Here is a 15815-nt window from a genome sequence, read left to right on the forward strand (position 1 = left end):
ATCAGAGTAGTTAGTGTAGAAATATGGCCCGACCGCATTCAACCCGATACACGGTAGCCGCTTTGCTGCTGCTGGGTGTTGCCGTGATCATTCTGGCATCGCTGGGGCAATGGCAATTGCGCCGCGGCGACGAGCGACGCGCCATTCTGGCCGCTATCGAAGCGGGCCGCAAGCAAGCGCCCTTGCCCCTGACCCCGGCGACCGACCCCGCCGAGATGACCGCTTGGCGTTCGGCCCAGGCCAGCGGGGTATGGCTGCCGCAATTCAGTGTACTGCTGGACAACCGCAACCACGACGGCAAGCCCGGCTACTGGCTGGCTACGCCGCTATTGCTGGATGCCGATGCGCGTTGCGCGGTGCTGGTGCTGCGGGGCTGGATTCCGCGTGTCATGGGCGTCCAGGGCCAGGGCCCCGCGCAACCGCAGTTGCCCGCCACGCCCGAAGGGCCGCAGACGGTGACGGGCGAGCTGTCGCCGCGGGTTCCGCGACTGTTCGAGCTTTGGTCGCTGGGCGGTCCCGAGCAGTCCGCCTTGCCGGCATCGCTGCCAGCGGCCGGCGGCGCGCTGCCGCAGGTGCAGAACCTGCCGCTGGACGCCTACGCTCGGGCTACCGGCTTGGCCCTGCTGCCTACCGTGCTCTCGCAGGCCGACGGCAGCGCGGACGATGGCCTGGTGCGGGACTGGCCGCAGCCGTCCGTGGATTTCCAGCAGAACACGTCTTACGCCGTGCAGTGGTTTGCTTTTGCTTCGATTGCCGCCGTCGCGTGGCTGGTGGTGCTGGGGGGCGCCATCCGGCGCATGCGGCGTGAAAAAAACACGCTAGGCGCCTGACCGGGGCGCCGACTCTTAACCCGCAAGACGACAGGATACAAAGTGGCTCGCGACCTTTCCTCTACCAAGCCAGCACGTAAGCGCTCTTTGATGCCGATGCTGCTGGTGTTCCTGTGCTCGTTGGCGCCCATCGTTGCGGCGGTCGTGGTCTACATGAACCCGCAATGGTGGCCCGATGAATCCAGCAACTACGGCGCGCTGGTGAACCCGCAGCGGCCCATGCCCGTGGCCGGCGAACTGGGCCTGACGACGCTGGATGGCAAGGCCTTCGATCTGCAGAGCTTGAAGGGCAAATGGCTGCTGGTGGCCGCGGATGGGGGCGCCTGCCCGGAAAGCTGCGCCCGCAAGCTCTTCATCGCGCGCAATAGCCACGCCAGCCAGGGCAAGAATGTCGACCGGCTGGCGCGCGTCTGGTTCATTACCGATGATGCGCCCGTGCCGGACAAGGTGCTGGAAGCCTACAAAGGCACGATCATGGTGCGCGCCAACCCCGATCAGCTGGCGCGGTTCCTGCTGGCGCGCGATACGGCCGCAGGCCAGCCCCCGCTGGAGGCGCCGATCTGGGTGATCGATCCGCTGGGCAATCTGATGATGCAGTACCCTGCCGAGGCTGACGGGGTGAAGGTGCGCAAGGACATCAGCAAGCTGGTCTACAGCTCGAGGATTGGGTGATATCCGACCCCGGAGCGCCTGCGGCGCCGGATCTGCGCGGCCTTGATTGGAGTGGCGGCGTTTGCATGCGGGGGTGCATATTGCCGGCGTGGCAGCGGGGCTGCTGGTTAAACGTGTTGCGGGATCCGCGCGGCGCGGCAAAGTAATGGTTTATGGAAATGGAACGCATCAAATCGCGGTATCGCAAGCTGGTTTTCTTCACCTGGTTCCTGACGCTGGACCTGATCATGTTCGGCGCCTTCGTGCGGCTGACGGATTCGGGCCTGGGCTGTCCCGACTGGCCTGGCTGCTACGGTAGCGTGACGCCGTTAGGCGCGATGGGCGACATCCATGAAGCATCCCAGGCCATGCCTTTCGGTCCGGTTACGTTGTCCAAGGCCTGGATCGAGATGATCCACCGCTATGTGGGCACCATCCTGGGCATGCTGATCATCGGCATCGTCTACATGGCGTGGCGCTACCGCCGCCAATTGGGTCGCTCGCCGGCTCTGGCCATCGTGACGCTGATCGCTGTTTGCGTGCAGGGTGCGTTCGGCGCCTGGACCGTGACGCACAAGCTCATGCCCGTCGTCGTGACCTCGCACCTGGTGTTTGGGTTGTCGGTGCTGGCCCTGATGACCTGGCTGTCGGCGCGCGAACGCCCGCATCTGGCCGTGGCGGCAGCGGCCGCGCGCTGGAAGCCCTGGGTGGCCGGGGGCTTCGCCCTGTTGCTGGTGCAGGTAACGCTGGGTGGCTGGGTCAGTACCAATTACGCCGCGCTGGCCTGCATGGATTTCCCCAAATGCCATGGGGCCTGGGTGCCGGAAATGGATTTCCATGGCGGCTATTCCATCATCCGCGCCCTGGGTGAACTGCCGTCGGGCGAAATGATTTCCCAACCGGCGCTGACCGCCATCCACTGGGTCCATCGCAACTTCGCCTTCGTGGTGTTCCTGTATCTGGGCATATTGGCCGCGCGCCTGCGCGCCGAGCCCGGCCTGCGGGGGCCGGCCACGCTGATGCTGGCGCTGCTGGGCGCGCAGCTGCTGACAGGCCTGACCACCATTTTTTTCCAGTGGCCGCTCTTGATCGCGGTGCTGCACAATGGAGGGGCCGCCGGCCTGACCCTGGCCGCGGTGGTTTTGATGGTGCGTTTGTCCACGGCAGGGCGCCCGCCGGCCGGGGGCTACGACCCCAATTCGGTGCGCGTTTAAAATAGGGCCCACTATGACCAGTATTGCCGCTCCCCAGCCCGGATTGTTCCGCCAGTATTTCGTCCTCACCAAGCCGCGTGTGACGCAATTGGCGGTGTTTTGCGCCGTGATCGGCATGTTCCTGGCGGCGCCGGGCATTCCGGACATGCGCCGCGTGCTGTTCGGCACGCTGGGTATCTGGCTGCTGGCCGCGGCGGCCTTCGCCATCAACTGCCTGATCGAACAGGAAATCGACGCCCGCATGCTGCGCACCGCACGCCGCGGCACGGCGCGCGGCACGATTTCGGCGTTCCAGGTGCTGAGCATGTCCGGCCTGCTGGGCGGCGCCGGCATGTTCGTGCTCTATCACCTGGTCAATCCGCTGACCATGTGGCTGACGTTCGCCACCTTCGTGGGCTATGCCGTCATCTATACCGTCATCCTCAAGCCGCGCACGCCGCAGAACATCGTCATCGGCGGTCTGTCGGGCGCGATGCCGCCGGCCCTGGGCTGGGCCACCGTGGCGGATTCGGTACCGGCCGAAGCCTGGATCCTGGTGCTTATCATCTTCATCTGGACGCCGCCGCACTTCTGGGCGCTGGCACTCTACCGCAACCACGACTACGCCAAGGCCGGCCTGCCGATGCTGCCGGTCACGCACGGCAACCAGTTCACGCGCCTGCACATCCTCTTGTACAGCGTGGCGCTGGTTGCCACGACGCTGTTGCCGTACGCCATCCGCATGAGCGGCGAACTCTACCTGGCTTCGGCGCTGGTGCTGGGCGGCATGTTCGTGTCCTACGCGTGGCGGCTGTATCGCGCCTACAGCGACGAGCTGGCGCGCAGCATGTTCCGTTTTTCCATTCTCTACCTGGCGTTGCTGTTTGGCGCCCTGCTGGTGGACCACTGGGTCGGCCTGTTGCGCTGATCCCCTGGAGGTTGTCGATGTCCGTGTTTTCCACCAGCCGTCGGCTGGTCCTGCGCCTGGGCGCTGCCGCCGCTTTTACCGCTGCCTTGGCCGCCTGCGGCGACAGCGCTCCCGTATTCAAGGGCAGCGACATCAGCGGCACGCAGTTGGGCCGCGGCATGGAGCTGGTCGATTACAACGGCAAGACGCGTCAGTTGTCGGATTTCGCTGGCAAGGTAGTCGTCGTGTTCTTCGGCTTCACGCAATGCCCGGACGTGTGTCCCACCTCGCTTGCCGAACTGACCGAAGTCATGAAAAAGCTCGGCCCGGATGCTGACCGCGTGCAGGTGCTGCTGATCACCGTGGACCCCGAGCGCGACACGCCTGAAGTCCTGAAGCAGTACGTCACCGCCTTCGATCCGCGCTTTCTGGGACTGACGGGCTCGCCCGATCAGGTCAAGAAGGCCGCTGCCTCGTTCAAGGCCTATTACGCCAAGGCGCCCACCAAGGACGGCAGCTACACGATGGATCACACGGCCGCGTTCTACCTGCTGGACGGCAAGGGCGAATCGCGCGTGCTGGCCAACAACAATATCGGGGTGGATGCCCTGACGCAGGACATCAAGGCTCTGCTCAAGGGTTGAGCGGCCAGGCCACCTTGTGGTGGCGGCGGCCGGGCTTACTTGCCCGCGGCCGCCCAGCCGGCCAGCGCGGCGCGGGCCTGGTCGCTCAGTTCGGTGGCGGAGATCTCGCGCCGGTGCGCCATGATCATCAGCGCGTAGGGCGTGGCCAGCGCGGCAGCTTCGGGGCACAGGCGGGATTCGTCGCCTACCGACGGCGAAATGTTGCGCCAGTAGTTGATGGCCTGTTCGAGCTGGGGCAGGGTAATGGGATCCATCCGTCTATTGTCCACGAATGGAAGGGGCTGTCCACCGGCCCGCTTCCTGCAAAGAAGCGTCACCATCGCAACACGCCGAAACCGCGCCCGGGTGCTATACCACTGCCGGTTAGTAACGATGGAGCATCGTCATGAATACATCCTCGAAAATCGAAGCCGCGCGCCGCGGCCTCCATCCTCTGGTTGCCGCCGCGGCAATCGCCGTCATCGTCATGTGTACCGTGGGCGTGGCCGCCGTGATGGGCTGGCTGCCCTCGCCTTCGGCCAATCCGCATGCGGACGAGCCCGTGGCGGAGGCCGGCCCGGAAGGCGCCAACCTGGCACCCGCGCCGCAAGCCGCCGTGCCGCCCCCGCCTGCCCAGCAAGGACGCCAGCCAGCCGCTCCCGCGCCGCGCCCGCAAGCCCAGGCTCAAGCCCAGACGCAGGCGCCGCCTCCTCAGGCCTGCCAGACCTGCGGCGTGGTGGAGTCGATCCGGCAAGTGCAGGTGCCCGTCAAGGACAATAGCGATCACCTTATCGGCACCATCGGCGGCGGCGTGGTCGGGGGCGTCGTGGGCAACCAGTTCGGCGGCGGCAGCGGCAAGACGGCGCTGACCGTGCTGGGCGCGGTGGGCGGCGCTTTGGCAGGCCGTGAAGTTGAGCGTAATATCAGACAGCAACAAACGGTGACGCACTATGAGCTTACGGTGCGCATGAGCGACGGCAGCACGCGCCAGTTCCGCAGCGCGCAGCCTTTCGCCTTTGCGTCCGGCGACCATGTGCGCGTGGAGAACAACCAGCTGGTGCGCGGATGATCCCGCCTGCCGGCGACCATCATCTGTCTTAGGGGAGACCAGGAATGAGCGACCAACACACCAACCCGTTCGTCCTGCCCGGTATGGGCCAGAATTCCGATCTTTCGGGCAATCCGCTCCTGGCCAGCATGGAAATGATGCGCCAGGCCTGGGCTGGCCTGACCGGACCTGGCGGGCTGGCCAGCAGTCTGCCCATGGCTCCCCCGATGAACCTGGAAGACCTGGATCGCCGTATTGCCGAACTCCGTTCGGTGGAAAACTGGCTGCGCATGAACCTCTCCATGCTGTCCAGCACGATCCAGGGCATGGAAGTCCAACGTTCCACCATCAGCACGCTGCGCGCCTTCGTCGACAGCGCGGCCAACCTGGATATGGGCGCCTTCCAGGACAGCGGCGCGGCGTCGCCGCTGGAGGTGGTGCTGGGCCTGAAGCCCGGGCCCAAGTCCAGCGCGAAACCCGGACCGTCGAGTCCTGCCGCCGATGGCGGCAAGGCCAAGGATGAAGCCTCCGCCAGCGCGGCAGGTCAGCAGCAATCCGCCACGCCGGGCATGAGCGAGCAGATGGGCGCTGCGGCGCAATCGGCATCCAAGGCCTGGTGGGACCTGCTGCAGCAGCAGTTCAACCAGATCGCCGCCGCCACCGCGGCGTCCATGCCTGCGGCACCTGCCGCGGCGCCAGCCGATGCGGCGGCCAAGCCCAAGCCGGGCGAGTCCAAGGCCGCGGCCGCGCCTGCAGCCAAGGCGTCCAAACCCGCGGCCCGCAAGTCGGCGGCGCCCCGCAAGGCCGCCAAGAAAACCGGACCGGACGCCAGCTAGCGGCGGTCCTCTCGATCAATCGTCGCGCGAGACGGCCGCAAGGCCGCTCGGGCGTCACTCAACATAATGGAACCTATGCTTAACGTAGTAATTCTTGCCGCCGGACTGGGTAAACGCATGCAGTCCGACCTCCCCAAAGTTCTGCACACCCTGGCTGGCAAACCGATGCTGGGCCATGTGCTGGACAGCGCGCGCCAATTGAAGCCGGGGCGCATCATCGTCGTGGTCGGCCATGGCGCGGACCGCGTCAAACAGGCTTACGAGGGCCAATCGGACCTGCATTTCGTGTTGCAGCAACCGCAGCAAGGCACCGGCCATGCCGTGCAGCAGGCCGTGCCGCTGTTGCTTGAAGGCGATGGCAAGGATGACGTGACCCTGGTGCTGTACGGCGACGTGCCGCTGGTGCAGCCCGAAACCCTGCGGCGCCTGCTGGAAGCGCGTGGCGCCGGCGCCGCCGTGCTGACCGAGGTGCTGGCAGATTCCACCGGTTATGGCCGCATCGTGCGCGATGCCAGCGGCAATGTGTGCCGCATCGTCGAGCACAAGGACGCTTCGGAAGCCGAACGCGAAATCAAGGAAGTGAACACCGGCATTCTTACGGCGCCGACCGCAAAGCTGAAGGATTGGCTGTCCCGCATCGACAACAACAATGCCCAGGGCGAGTACTACCTGACCGACGTGGTTGGGCTGGCGGTGGTCGACGGCGTGCCGGTGGGCGCGGCGCAGCCGGGCGCTTCCTGGGAAACGCTGGGCGTGAACAGCCGTGTGCAGCAGGCCGAACTCGAGCGCCGCTGGCAGGCCGAGCAGGCCCGCCGCCAACTGGAAGCCGGCGTCACGCTGGCGGATCCGGCGCGCTTCGACGTGCGCGGCTCGCTTACTTGCGGCCGCGACGTGTTCATCGACGTGGGCTGCGTCTTCGAAGGCCAGGTGACCCTGGCCGACGGTGTGCGCGTGGGCCCGCACTGCGTGTTGCGCGACGTCAGGGTCGGCGCGGGTACGCATATCGAGGCCTATAGCCATCTGCAGCAGGCCCAGGTGGGCCGCGACGCGCGCGTCGGTCCCTACGCGCGCTTGCGCCCGGGCGCCGAACTGGGCGACCGCAGCCACGTCGGCAACTTTGTCGAGATCAAGAAGAGCGTGCTGGGCGAGGACAGCAAGGCGAATCACCTGGCCTATATCGGCGACGCCGACATCGGCGCGCGCGTGAACGTGGGGGCGGGCACCATCACCTGCAACTACGACGGCGTGAACAAGCACCGTACCGTCATCGAGGACGACGCCTTCATCGGTTCCGACACGCAGCTGGTGGCGCCGGTGCGCGTCGGCCGCGGCGCCACGCTCGGCGCCGGCACGACCCTGACCCGTGACGCGCCGGCCGAAAAACTGACGGTATCGCGCGCCAAGCAGGTCTCCGTCGACGGATGGCAGCGCCCGGTCAAGAAATCGTGACGGGGCAGAGCGGAGAGGCGCCGGCAAGCGGCGCCAAGCCCGCCCAGCCCGACGGCCTGCCTACGCCGCGCCGCTATTGGGCGGCGGCAACCGTGATGACAGGCATCAGCCTGTCGGTCCTGGACACCACCATCGCCAACGTGGCGCTGCCCACGATTGCCGTTGACCTCAACGCGTCCCCGGCCCAGGCGGTCTGGATCGTGAATGCCTACAACCTGGCGGTGGTGACGATGCTGCTGCCATTGTCGGCGCTGGCCGAGCGCATCGGCTTTCGCCGCATGTTCACCTTCGGACTGATGCTGTTCACGCTGGCCTCGCTGGGCTGCGCCCTTGCCGGCACGCTCTGGCAGTTGACGGCGGCGCGGGTGTTCCAGGGCATCGGGGCGGCGTCGCTGATGTGCATGTTCGGCGGGCTGGTGCGCAATATCTATCCCCTGAAGCTGTTGGGACGCGGGATCAGCCTGAACGCCACCACGGTGGCCATTATGTCGGTGCTGGGGCCGACCATAGGCTCTGCCATCCTGTCGGTGGCGCCCTGGCCATGGATCTTCGCCGTCAATCTGCCGATCTGCGCTTTGACGATGCTGGGCCTGCGCCATCTGCCGGAAGTGCCGCGCAACAACGTGAAGCTGGACTGGGTCAGCGCCCTGCTGTGCATGCTGACGCTGGGCATCTTCATTTCGGGCGTGGACATGATGGGCATGGACCTGTTGCGCGGCATCGGTCTGGTGGCCATAGCGTCGGTCATCGGCTTCGTGCTGGTGCGTCGCGTCGGCAAGCAGCCGGCGCCGCTGGTGCCGGTGGACCTGCTGCGCATCCGCCCGCTGGCTTTCGCGGTGGGCGCCTCGGCCTGCACCTTCGCGGCGCAGATGGCGTCCTACGTGTCCTTGCCGTTTTATTTCCAGCAGGTGCTGGGCCGGCCCTACCTTGAAGTCGGCATGCTGATGGGCGCGTGGCCCGTGGGCACCGCGATCATCGCCCCGCTGGCGGGCCGGTTGTCCGACCGCTATTCGGCGGCCACGCTCAGCGGCGTGGGCGCGGCGGCAATGGTGGTCGGCATGCTGTGGCTGGCGGCGTTGCCCGCCACGGTATCGAATTGGCCCATCATCGCGGGCATGTTCGTGGCAGGCATGGGTTTTGGCTTCTTCCAGACGCCCAACAACCGGGCCATGCTGTCGGCGGCGCCCCGCTCGCGCAGCGGCGCTGCCGGGGGCTTGCAGGCCACCACCCGGGTGTTCGGGCAGAGCTTCGGCACGGCGCTGGTCGCGATTGCGTTCAGCATCAGCCTGGCCCACGGCCCGGGCCTGGCGCTGGTGCTGGGGACCATCTGCGCCGCGCTGGCGGTCGTGGTCAATACCGTCCGCTTCAGCAAGCTGCGGACCTGACGGCCTGTCCCGAGGGCCGTCCGGGCCCGCGCGGCATACCCTTGTGGCGCCGGCGCGGGCCCTGTCCCCGGCCGCTTCTATAATGACGGCCGGCGCTGGATGTCCGTCATCCGGCGCAACGATTACCTATTTTGAAGGCGTTCAGGCATGAAGATCACGGTCGTGGGTACCGGTTACGTGGGGTTGGTGTCGGGGGCGTGCCTGGCCGACATGGGCAACGACGTCATGTGTCTGGACGTGGACGCAGCGAAAATCGCATTGCTGCGCCAGGGCGGCATTCCCATCTACGAGCCCGGTCTCGAAGACCTGGTGCGGCGGAACGTGCAGGCGGGCCGGCTGCATTTCACCGATGATGTCGCGCAGAGCGTGGCATTCGGGGACGTGCAGTTCATCGCCGTGGGCACCCCGCCCGGCGAGGACGGCTCCGCCGACCTGAAATACGTACTGGCCGCGGCGCAGAACATCGCGCGCCACATGACGGCGCGCAAGCTCATCGTGGACAAGTCCACCGTGCCGGTGGGCACCGCCGACAAGGTGCGCGACGTGGTGGCCCGCGAGCTGGCCGCGCGTGGCGTGGATATTCCGTTCAGCGTGGCGTCCAACCCCGAATTCCTGAAGGAAGGCGCCGCCATCAACGACTTCATGAGCCCGGACCGGGTCGTGGTCGGTGCGGACGACGACTACACGATCGGCGTCATGCGCCGTATCTACGAACCCTTCCAGCGTACCCATGACCGGCTGATGGTGATGGACGTGCGGTCCGCCGAGCTCACCAAGTACGCCGCCAACGCCATGCTGGCCACGCGTATTTCCTTCATGAACGAAATGGCAAACCTGGCCGAAGCCCTGGGCGCGGACATCGAACAGGTACGCCGAGGCATCGGCGCGGATCCCCGCATCGGCTACCACTTCCTATACCCCGGCGCGGGCTACGGCGGCTCGTGCTTCCCCAAGGACGTGCAGGCGCTGGTCAATACGGCTGCCGAGAATGCCTTGCCCATGCGCGTCATCGAGGCCGCCGAGGCCGCGAACCATGCGCAGAAGTTCCGCTTGTCCGAAAAGCTGGTCGCGCGTTTCGGCGAAGACCTGAAAGGTCGCAAGATCGCGCTGTGGGGCTTGTCCTTCAAGCCCAACACGGACGACATGCGCGAAGCGCCCAGCCTCACGGCCATCGCCGAACTGACGCGTCGCGGCGCCGAGGTGCGCGCGTACGACCCCGTCGCCATGCACGAGGCGGCCCGCGTGCTCGCTGGCAAGCCCGGCATCAGCTTCGCCACCGACATGTACGACGCGCTGGACGGGGCCGACGCACTGCTGATCGCGACCGAATGGAAGGTCTTCCGCGCGCCCGACTTCGAACGCGTCAAGGCTCTGCTCAAGACGCCGCTCATCATCGATGGCCGCAACCTCTACACGCCCGCGGACGTGCGTGGCCTGGGCTTTGAATATTCGGGTATCGGCCGCGCATGAAGATCCTGCAACTGAACTTCGAAAAGGGCTGGCGCGGCGGCGAACGGCAGACGCTGTATTGCATGCGGGCGTTCCGCAAGGCCGGCCACGACGTCGAAGTGATGTGCCGCGAAGGCGCGCCGCTGGCCGAGCGCGCGCGCCAGGAAGGGTTCGTGGCCCACACCCGCCGCAATGTGCCCGGACAGCTTGCCTTCCTGGCTGGCGCCGGCCGCTACGACATCATCCACGCCCAGACCGCCAACACCATTACCTGGGCGGTGCTGACCAAATGGCTGCATCGCCGTCCGGTCGTTTTTTCCCGCCGCACTTCTTTCGTGGTCAAACCCGGCGACGAATGGAAGACCGGCTTCAAGTGGCGCCATGCCAATCTGTTCGTGGCAATCAGCGAGATGGCTGCCGGCGAGCCGCGCCGCCTGGGAATCGAGCCCGTCATCATCCGCAGTGCGGTCGAGCCGCACCAGATCAACGCCGAGAACGTCGCCAATCTGGTCCGCGAATTCGATCTGACTGGCAAGAAAGTCATGGCGACCTCCGCCGCGCTGATCCGAGACAAGGATCCGGTCACGCTGGTGCGCGCGGTGGGCGAACTGGCCAAGGCGCGCCGCGATTTCATATTCCTGCACTTCGGCGCCGGCGGCGACCGCGAGCAGCAGGCCAAGGACGAAGCCCGCAAGCTCGGCATCGAGGACGTCTACCGCTTTGCCGGTTTTCGCAAGGGCGTGGAAGATTTCTACAGCATCCTCGACGTGTTCGTCATGAGCTCCGAGGAAGAAGCCCTGGGCAGCAGCGTGCTGGATGCCTTCCTGCAACGCGTGCCTGTGGTGTCCACCGACGCTGGCGGCTTGAAAGAGAGCCTGGCCGACGGGCGCGGCGTGCTGGTCGCCGTGGGCGATTCCCATGCCATGGCGCAGGGCATGGCGCGCTGCCTGGACGACGCGGCCTTCCGCCAGGAAGTCACCGAGCGCGCCTACGAATACGTCCGCAACGAGCACGACGTGCAGAAAATGGGTAACCGCTACCTGGCGCAATTCGAGCGACTGGTGGGCCGCGCCTAGTCCACGGCCAGTGCGGGTTCAGGCCCGCACGTCTATCCGCGTTTCGAACTTGGCGCGGTGCACCGAGAAGAACGTGCGCACGTTGCGCACGTTGGCCTGCGCGGTAAAAGCCCGGTGCACCAGCGCATGATAGGCCGGCATGTCCTTTACCTGCGCAATCACCACGAAATCCGGCCCGGGCGACACCCGGTAGCACTGCAGCACCGCGGACTCGGTCAACATGCTTTGCTCGAACGCGTCCAGGCTCTCGGCTGCCTGTACGTCCAGCGTGATTTCGACGATCGCGGTCAGCGTGCTGCCGAGTTTTTCCGCCGCCAGGATGGCCACCTGCCGGTCGATCACCCCTTCGTCCACCAATCTCCGTACCCGCCGCAGGCAGGTCGGGGGCGAGGCGTGTACCCGTTGCGCCAGGTCCTGGTTGGTCAGGGAGCTGTCTTCTTGTAACTGTTCAAGAATGCGCCGGTCCAGATCGTCCAGCTCCGGCAGCGGAATTGGTGCGTTTTGCATGATTAATTTCAAAAATCCGGCAGTAGAGAAATATTATTTAATCACAAACATGTAAGGGAATTAACTTGCATTTGTTGTTCCATAAAGAAATCAAATTTCTTGCAGGGACGAGCACAATGCGTCCGTACATGAACTTCTCGGAGCACTATCCTATGTGCGGCATTGTTGGCGCCGTCGCCCAGCGCGACATCACCCCGATTCTTGTTGAAGGCCTCAAGCGCCTCGAATACCGCGGCTATGACTCTTGCGGCGTCGCCGTCTACGCTGACGGCCACCTGCGCCGCACGCGCAGCACGCAACGCGTAGCCGAACTGGCCGAGCAAGTGGCGCAGGACAAGGTCAGCGGTTTCACCGGCATCGCCCACACCCGCTGGGCCACCCACGGCGTGCCCGCCACGCACAATGCCCACCCGCACTTTTCGCATCTGGGCAACGACGAACCGCGCATCGCGCTAGTCCATAACGGCATTATCGAGAACCACGACGAACTGCGCGCCGAGCTGCAGGCCGTGGGTTACGTGTTCGAAAGCCAGACCGACACCGAAGTCATTGCGCACCTGGTCAACCACCTGTACGCCGGCGACCTGTTCGAAGCCGTGCAGAACGCCGTGCGCCGCCTGCATGGCGCCTATGCTATTGCCGTCTTCTGCCGCGACGAGCCGCACCGCGTGGTCGGCGCGCGCCAAGGCTCGCCGCTGGTGGTGGGCGTGGGCCAGAACGAAAACTTCCTGGCTTCGGACGCGCTGGCCCTGGCCGGCACCACCGACCAGATCATCTATCTGGAAGACGGCGACGTCGTCGACCTCCAGCTCTCGCGCGTCTGGATCGTGGACGCCAGCGGCAAGAACGTGAACCGCGAGGTCCACACGGTGCACGTGCACACGGGCGCGGCCGAACTCGGCCCCTACCGCCACTACATGCAGAAGGAAATCTTCGAGCAGCCGCGCGCCGTCGGCGACACGCTGCAGGACATCGAGGCCATCACGCCCGAACTCTTCGGCGACCAGGCCTACAAGATCTTCAAGGACATCGATTCCCTGTTGATCCTGGCCTGCGGCACCAGCTACTACGCCGGCCTGACCGCCAAGTACTGGATCGAATCCGTTGCCAAGATTCCCGTGGCGGTGGAAATCGCCAGCGAATACCGCTATCGCGACAGCGTGCCCAACCCGCGTTCGCTGGTGGTCACCATTTCGCAGTCGGGCGAAACCGCCGACACGCTGGCTGCGCTCAAGCATGCCCGTTCGCTGGGCATGGACAACACGCTGACCATCTGCAACGTGTCCACCAGCGCCATGGTCCGCGAGTGCAAGCTGTCGTACATCACGCGCGCCGGCGTCGAGATCGGCGTGGCCTCCACCAAGGCTTTCACCACGCAGCTTACCGCGCTGTTCCTGCTGACGCTGACGCTGGCGCAGGTGCGCGGTCACCTGAGCGACGAGCAGGAAGCCGAACACCTGAAGGCGCTGCGCCACCTGCCCGTGGCCATCGGTTCGGTGCTGGCGCTGGAGCCGCAGATCATGGCTTGGGCCGACCGTTTCGCCTCCAAGGAAAACGCTCTGTTCCTCGGCCGCGGCATGCACTATCCGATCGCCCTGGAAGGCGCGCTGAAGCTCAAGGAAATCAGCTATATCCACGCCGAGGCTTATCCGGCCGGCGAGCTCAAGCACGGCCCGCTGGCCTTGGTGACCGAGCATATGCCCGTCGTCACCATCGCGCCCAAGGATGAACTGTTGGAAAAACTGAAGTCCAACATGCAGGAAGTGCGCGCCCGCGGCGGCGAGCTGTACGTCTTCGCGGACGCCGACAGCAAGATCCAGAGCGCCGAAGGCATGCACGTGATCCGCATGCCCGAGAACTACGGCAAGCTGTCGCCCATCCTGCACACGATCCCGCTGCAGCTGCTGTCGTACCACACGGCATGCGCCCGCGGCACGGACGTGGACAAGCCGCGCAACCTGGCCAAGAGCGTGACGGTCGAGTAAGGCCGGCGGTAGTAGCGAGCAAAAGCCCACCGCATGCGGTGGGCTTTTTTGCTTTTGGGGGACTGTGTGTGCGAATACTCACTGCACCGAGCGCTGGAGTCAGGCTTTGTTATTTCTGAATAATGACTGTAGCCAGCCTGTTTTGGAATATGACATATCCTTGGGCGATTAATAAATAACCCCCTTATGGGGATTATGTTTTTTCATTTTGGTTAAACCGGACCAAGAAAAACCCTTTTATATATTTGCTAACAACCTGGGATTCGGCCCATGTTGCGGTCCATGTAATGAATGTAATTATTTGAGGGATTTCCCTGGGTTTATTGCGGCGAATCTGATTTATTTCCACAGCAACAAAAATATTTAGAAAGAAGTTTGCTGTCGGCGCCCTATACGATTCGTTGGCTCGTCGCTTTGCACGTTTAAGCGCGTATCGAGCTGTAAATATTCTTAAGCAATACACCCGCCCAAACTGGGGCAAACGTACTCGATTTCGAGTCGATTTCATGTCTCAGGGCGTCGATTTCTAGTGTCTACGACACGACGAAAACAGTGAGGTCCCCCGTGGTAAAGAGAATCGCAGTGTGTGGCCTTGGTTATGTCGGCCTTCCCGTAGCCGTCGCATTTTCCAAGCGCTTTGATGTCATCGGCTTTGATGTGGACAAGCGGAGAATCGCACGGCTGAAAGAGGGTGATGACTGGACAGGCGAGATCGAACGCGACGTATTGCTTGCCTCCCCCATGCAATTCACCGACCAGGTAACGGAACTGGAGGGCTGCGATTTCTTTGTGGTGGCCGTCCCGACCCCCGTGGACGAGAAGAACAACCCGGATTTTTCGCTGCTGGTGCGCGCCTGCCGCACCATCGGACCGGTGCTGCGTCCGGGCTGCATCGTCGTTTTTGAATCCACCGTGCACCCCGGCGCCACCGAGGAAATCTGCGGACCGGAGTTGGAGAAGGCCTCCGGCCTGCGCTGCGGCACCGATTTCAAGCTGGGCTATAGCCCCGAGCGGATCAATCCGGGCGACCGCGAGCATCCGCTGGAGAAGATCGTCAAGATCGTTTCCGGGCAGGACGAGGAATCGCTGGAAACCATCGCCGGCGTCTACGAGAAAATCATCGACGCGGGCGTGCATCGTGCCTCATCGATCAAGGTCGCGGAAGCCGCGAAGGTGCTGGAGAACACGCAGCGCGACATCAACATCGCGCTGATGAACGAAATGTCGAAGATCTGCGATCTGGTCGGCATCCGCACCTCGGAAGTGCTGGCGGCCGCCGGCACCAAGTGGAATTTCCTCAAGTTCTCGCCTGGCCTGGTCGGCGGCCACTGCATCGGCGTCGATCCTTACTACCTGACGTCCAAGGCGCAGGAGCTCGGATATCACCCTGAAGTCATTCTGTCGGGCCGCCGGATCAATGACGGCATGGCCAACCACGTCGCTTCGCGCGTTGTCCAGACGCTGGCGCGCAACGGCCGCCTCAATGCCACGATCCGCGTCGGCATCCTGGGCATGACGTTCAAGGAAAACGTGCCCGATATCCGCAACTCCAAGGTGGTCGATCTTTACAACGCCCTTGGCGCATACGGCATTACTCCGGTTGCGTGCGACCCCATGGCCGACGCGGAACAGATGGAGCACGAGTACGGCATCAAGCTGGTCGAACGCGATCAGTTCCGCGACATGGACGTACTGATCCTGGCGGTCCCGCACCGCGAAACCATGGACTCCATCTGGGACGACATGCCTGCCCTGGTCAAGAGCGGCGGCATGGTGTGCGACCTGAAGTCCGTGCTGGACAGCAAACGGCTTCAGTCCGACCTCCTGTACTGGACTCTTTAAGTTCAGGCTCACTATCGATCACTAGAGGAGAGCC

General features: G+C 64.6%; 15 protein-coding genes. 13 read left to right on the forward strand and 2 right to left on the reverse strand.

Features of this window, described 5'->3' with window-relative positions:
- The first annotated feature begins 23 nt into the window (after nt 1-23).
- The 5 genes from VCS63_RS04110 to VCS63_RS04130 all read left to right on the forward strand — a co-directional run bounded on the left by VCS63_RS04110 (nt 24) and on the right by VCS63_RS04130 (nt 4225).
- The gene (locus VCS63_RS04110) at nt 24-830 is read left to right on the forward strand and encodes an SURF1 family protein (RefSeq protein ID WP_323878522.1); all 807 of its coding nucleotides are present in this window, start codon (nt 24-26) and stop codon (nt 828-830) included.
- Between the two features lie 90 nt (nt 831-920).
- Nucleotides 921-1502 (forward strand): SCO family protein, encoded by a 582-nt coding sequence (locus tag VCS63_RS04115; RefSeq protein ID WP_416379178.1) that lies wholly within the window; start codon nt 921-923, stop codon nt 1500-1502.
- Nucleotides 1503-1660: 158 nt separating this feature from the next.
- The gene (locus VCS63_RS04120) at nt 1661-2695 is read left to right on the forward strand and encodes a COX15/CtaA family protein (RefSeq protein ID WP_063639546.1); all 1035 of its coding nucleotides are present in this window, start codon (nt 1661-1663) and stop codon (nt 2693-2695) included.
- A gap of 13 nt (nt 2696-2708) precedes the next feature.
- Entirely contained in the window at nt 2709-3602 is an 894-nt protein-coding gene (cyoE, locus tag VCS63_RS04125; RefSeq protein ID WP_042795686.1) for a heme o synthase, read from the forward strand.
- A gap of 17 nt (nt 3603-3619) precedes the next feature.
- Nucleotides 3620-4225: an SCO family protein gene (locus VCS63_RS04130; protein WP_042795685.1), complete on the forward strand. Its 606-nt coding sequence runs from the start codon at nt 3620-3622 to the stop codon at nt 4223-4225.
- A 35-nt stretch (nt 4226-4260) separates the two neighbouring features.
- On the opposite strand, the gene VCS63_RS04135 is transcribed toward VCS63_RS04130, so the two are convergent.
- A complete protein-coding gene (locus VCS63_RS04135) occupies nt 4261-4479 on the reverse strand; it encodes a DUF3717 domain-containing protein (protein ID WP_042795684.1) in 219 nt (72 codons plus the stop codon).
- Nucleotides 4480-4610: 131 nt separating this feature from the next.
- Here VCS63_RS04135 and VCS63_RS04140 point away from each other — a divergent pair, with 131 nt between their 5' ends.
- The 6 genes from VCS63_RS04140 to VCS63_RS04165 all read left to right on the forward strand — a co-directional run bounded on the left by VCS63_RS04140 (nt 4611) and on the right by VCS63_RS04165 (nt 11447).
- Entirely contained in the window at nt 4611-5273 is a 663-nt protein-coding gene (locus VCS63_RS04140; protein ID WP_063639225.1) for a glycine zipper 2TM domain-containing protein, read from the forward strand.
- 44 nt (nt 5274-5317) lie between these two features.
- Nucleotides 5318-6088: a PhaM family polyhydroxyalkanoate granule multifunctional regulatory protein gene (locus tag VCS63_RS04145; RefSeq protein ID WP_063639226.1), complete on the forward strand. Its 771-nt coding sequence runs from the start codon at nt 5318-5320 to the stop codon at nt 6086-6088.
- 75 nt (nt 6089-6163) lie between these two features.
- Nucleotides 6164-7537 (forward strand): bifunctional UDP-N-acetylglucosamine diphosphorylase/glucosamine-1-phosphate N-acetyltransferase GlmU, encoded by a 1374-nt coding sequence (gene glmU, locus VCS63_RS04150; protein WP_323878528.1) that lies wholly within the window; start codon nt 6164-6166, stop codon nt 7535-7537.
- Nucleotides 7510-8922 (forward strand): MFS transporter, encoded by a 1413-nt coding sequence (locus VCS63_RS04155; protein WP_082884467.1) that lies wholly within the window; start codon nt 7510-7512, stop codon nt 8920-8922. The genes glmU and VCS63_RS04155 overlap by 28 nt, the downstream gene beginning before the upstream one ends.
- Nucleotides 8923-9069: 147 nt before the next feature.
- On the forward strand, nt 9070-10392 hold the full coding sequence (locus tag VCS63_RS04160; RefSeq protein WP_042795680.1) for a UDP-glucose dehydrogenase family protein: 1323 nt from the start codon (nt 9070-9072) through the stop codon (nt 10390-10392).
- Nucleotides 10389-11447 (forward strand): glycosyltransferase family 4 protein, encoded by a 1059-nt coding sequence (locus VCS63_RS04165; protein ID WP_323878532.1) that lies wholly within the window; start codon nt 10389-10391, stop codon nt 11445-11447. The genes VCS63_RS04160 and VCS63_RS04165 overlap by 4 nt, the downstream gene beginning before the upstream one ends.
- 18 nt (nt 11448-11465) lie before the next feature.
- Here the strand turns inward: VCS63_RS04165 and VCS63_RS04170 are convergent, their stop codons facing one another.
- A complete protein-coding gene (locus VCS63_RS04170; protein WP_063639227.1) occupies nt 11466-11954 on the reverse strand; it encodes an Lrp/AsnC family transcriptional regulator in 489 nt (162 codons plus the stop codon).
- A gap of 152 nt (nt 11955-12106) precedes the next feature.
- Here VCS63_RS04170 and glmS point away from each other — a divergent pair, with 152 nt between their 5' ends.
- Nucleotides 12107-13939 (forward strand): glutamine--fructose-6-phosphate transaminase (isomerizing), encoded by a 1833-nt coding sequence (glmS, locus tag VCS63_RS04175; protein ID WP_042795677.1) that lies wholly within the window; start codon nt 12107-12109, stop codon nt 13937-13939.
- A 582-nt stretch (nt 13940-14521) separates the two neighbouring features.
- Complete coding sequence (locus VCS63_RS04180) at nt 14522-15781, forward strand: nucleotide sugar dehydrogenase (protein ID WP_042795676.1); 1260 nt, start codon at nt 14522-14524, stop codon at nt 15779-15781.
- Nucleotides 15782-15815: the final 34 nt, after the last annotated feature.

It is taken from the genome of Achromobacter sp. D10, from assembly GCF_035282245.1.
Classification (GTDB): domain Bacteria; phylum Pseudomonadota; class Gammaproteobacteria; order Burkholderiales; family Burkholderiaceae_B; genus Achromobacter; species Achromobacter insolitus.

Excerpts from the sequence above, each read along its gene's own strand:
- VCS63_RS04110 (WP_323878522.1), top strand. The coding sequence starts at position 24 with ATGGCCCGACCGCATTCAACCCGATACACGGTAGCCGCTTTGCTGCTG.
- VCS63_RS04115 (WP_416379178.1), top strand. The coding sequence starts at position 921 with ATGCCGATGCTGCTGGTGTTCCTGTGCTCGTTGGCGCCCATCGTTGCG.
- VCS63_RS04120 (WP_063639546.1), top strand. The coding sequence starts at position 1,661 with ATGGAACGCATCAAATCGCGGTATCGCAAGCTGGTTTTCTTCACCTGG.
- cyoE (WP_042795686.1), top strand. The coding sequence starts at position 2,709 with ATGACCAGTATTGCCGCTCCCCAGCCCGGATTGTTCCGCCAGTATTTC.
- VCS63_RS04130 (WP_042795685.1), top strand. The coding sequence starts at position 3,620 with ATGTCCGTGTTTTCCACCAGCCGTCGGCTGGTCCTGCGCCTGGGCGCT.
- VCS63_RS04135 (WP_042795684.1), bottom strand. The coding sequence starts at position 4,479 with ATGGATCCCATTACCCTGCCCCAGCTCGAACAGGCCATCAACTACTGG.
- VCS63_RS04140 (WP_063639225.1), top strand. The coding sequence starts at position 4,611 with ATGAATACATCCTCGAAAATCGAAGCCGCGCGCCGCGGCCTCCATCCT.
- VCS63_RS04145 (WP_063639226.1), top strand. The coding sequence starts at position 5,318 with ATGAGCGACCAACACACCAACCCGTTCGTCCTGCCCGGTATGGGCCAG.
- glmU (WP_323878528.1), top strand. The coding sequence starts at position 6,164 with ATGCTTAACGTAGTAATTCTTGCCGCCGGACTGGGTAAACGCATGCAG.
- VCS63_RS04155 (WP_082884467.1), top strand. The coding sequence starts at position 7,510 with ATGGCAGCGCCCGGTCAAGAAATCGTGACGGGGCAGAGCGGAGAGGCG.
- VCS63_RS04160 (WP_042795680.1), top strand. The coding sequence starts at position 9,070 with ATGAAGATCACGGTCGTGGGTACCGGTTACGTGGGGTTGGTGTCGGGG.
- VCS63_RS04165 (WP_323878532.1), top strand. The coding sequence starts at position 10,389 with ATGAAGATCCTGCAACTGAACTTCGAAAAGGGCTGGCGCGGCGGCGAA.
- VCS63_RS04170 (WP_063639227.1), bottom strand. The coding sequence starts at position 11,954 with ATGCAAAACGCACCAATTCCGCTGCCGGAGCTGGACGATCTGGACCGG.
- glmS (WP_042795677.1), top strand. The coding sequence starts at position 12,107 with ATGTGCGGCATTGTTGGCGCCGTCGCCCAGCGCGACATCACCCCGATT.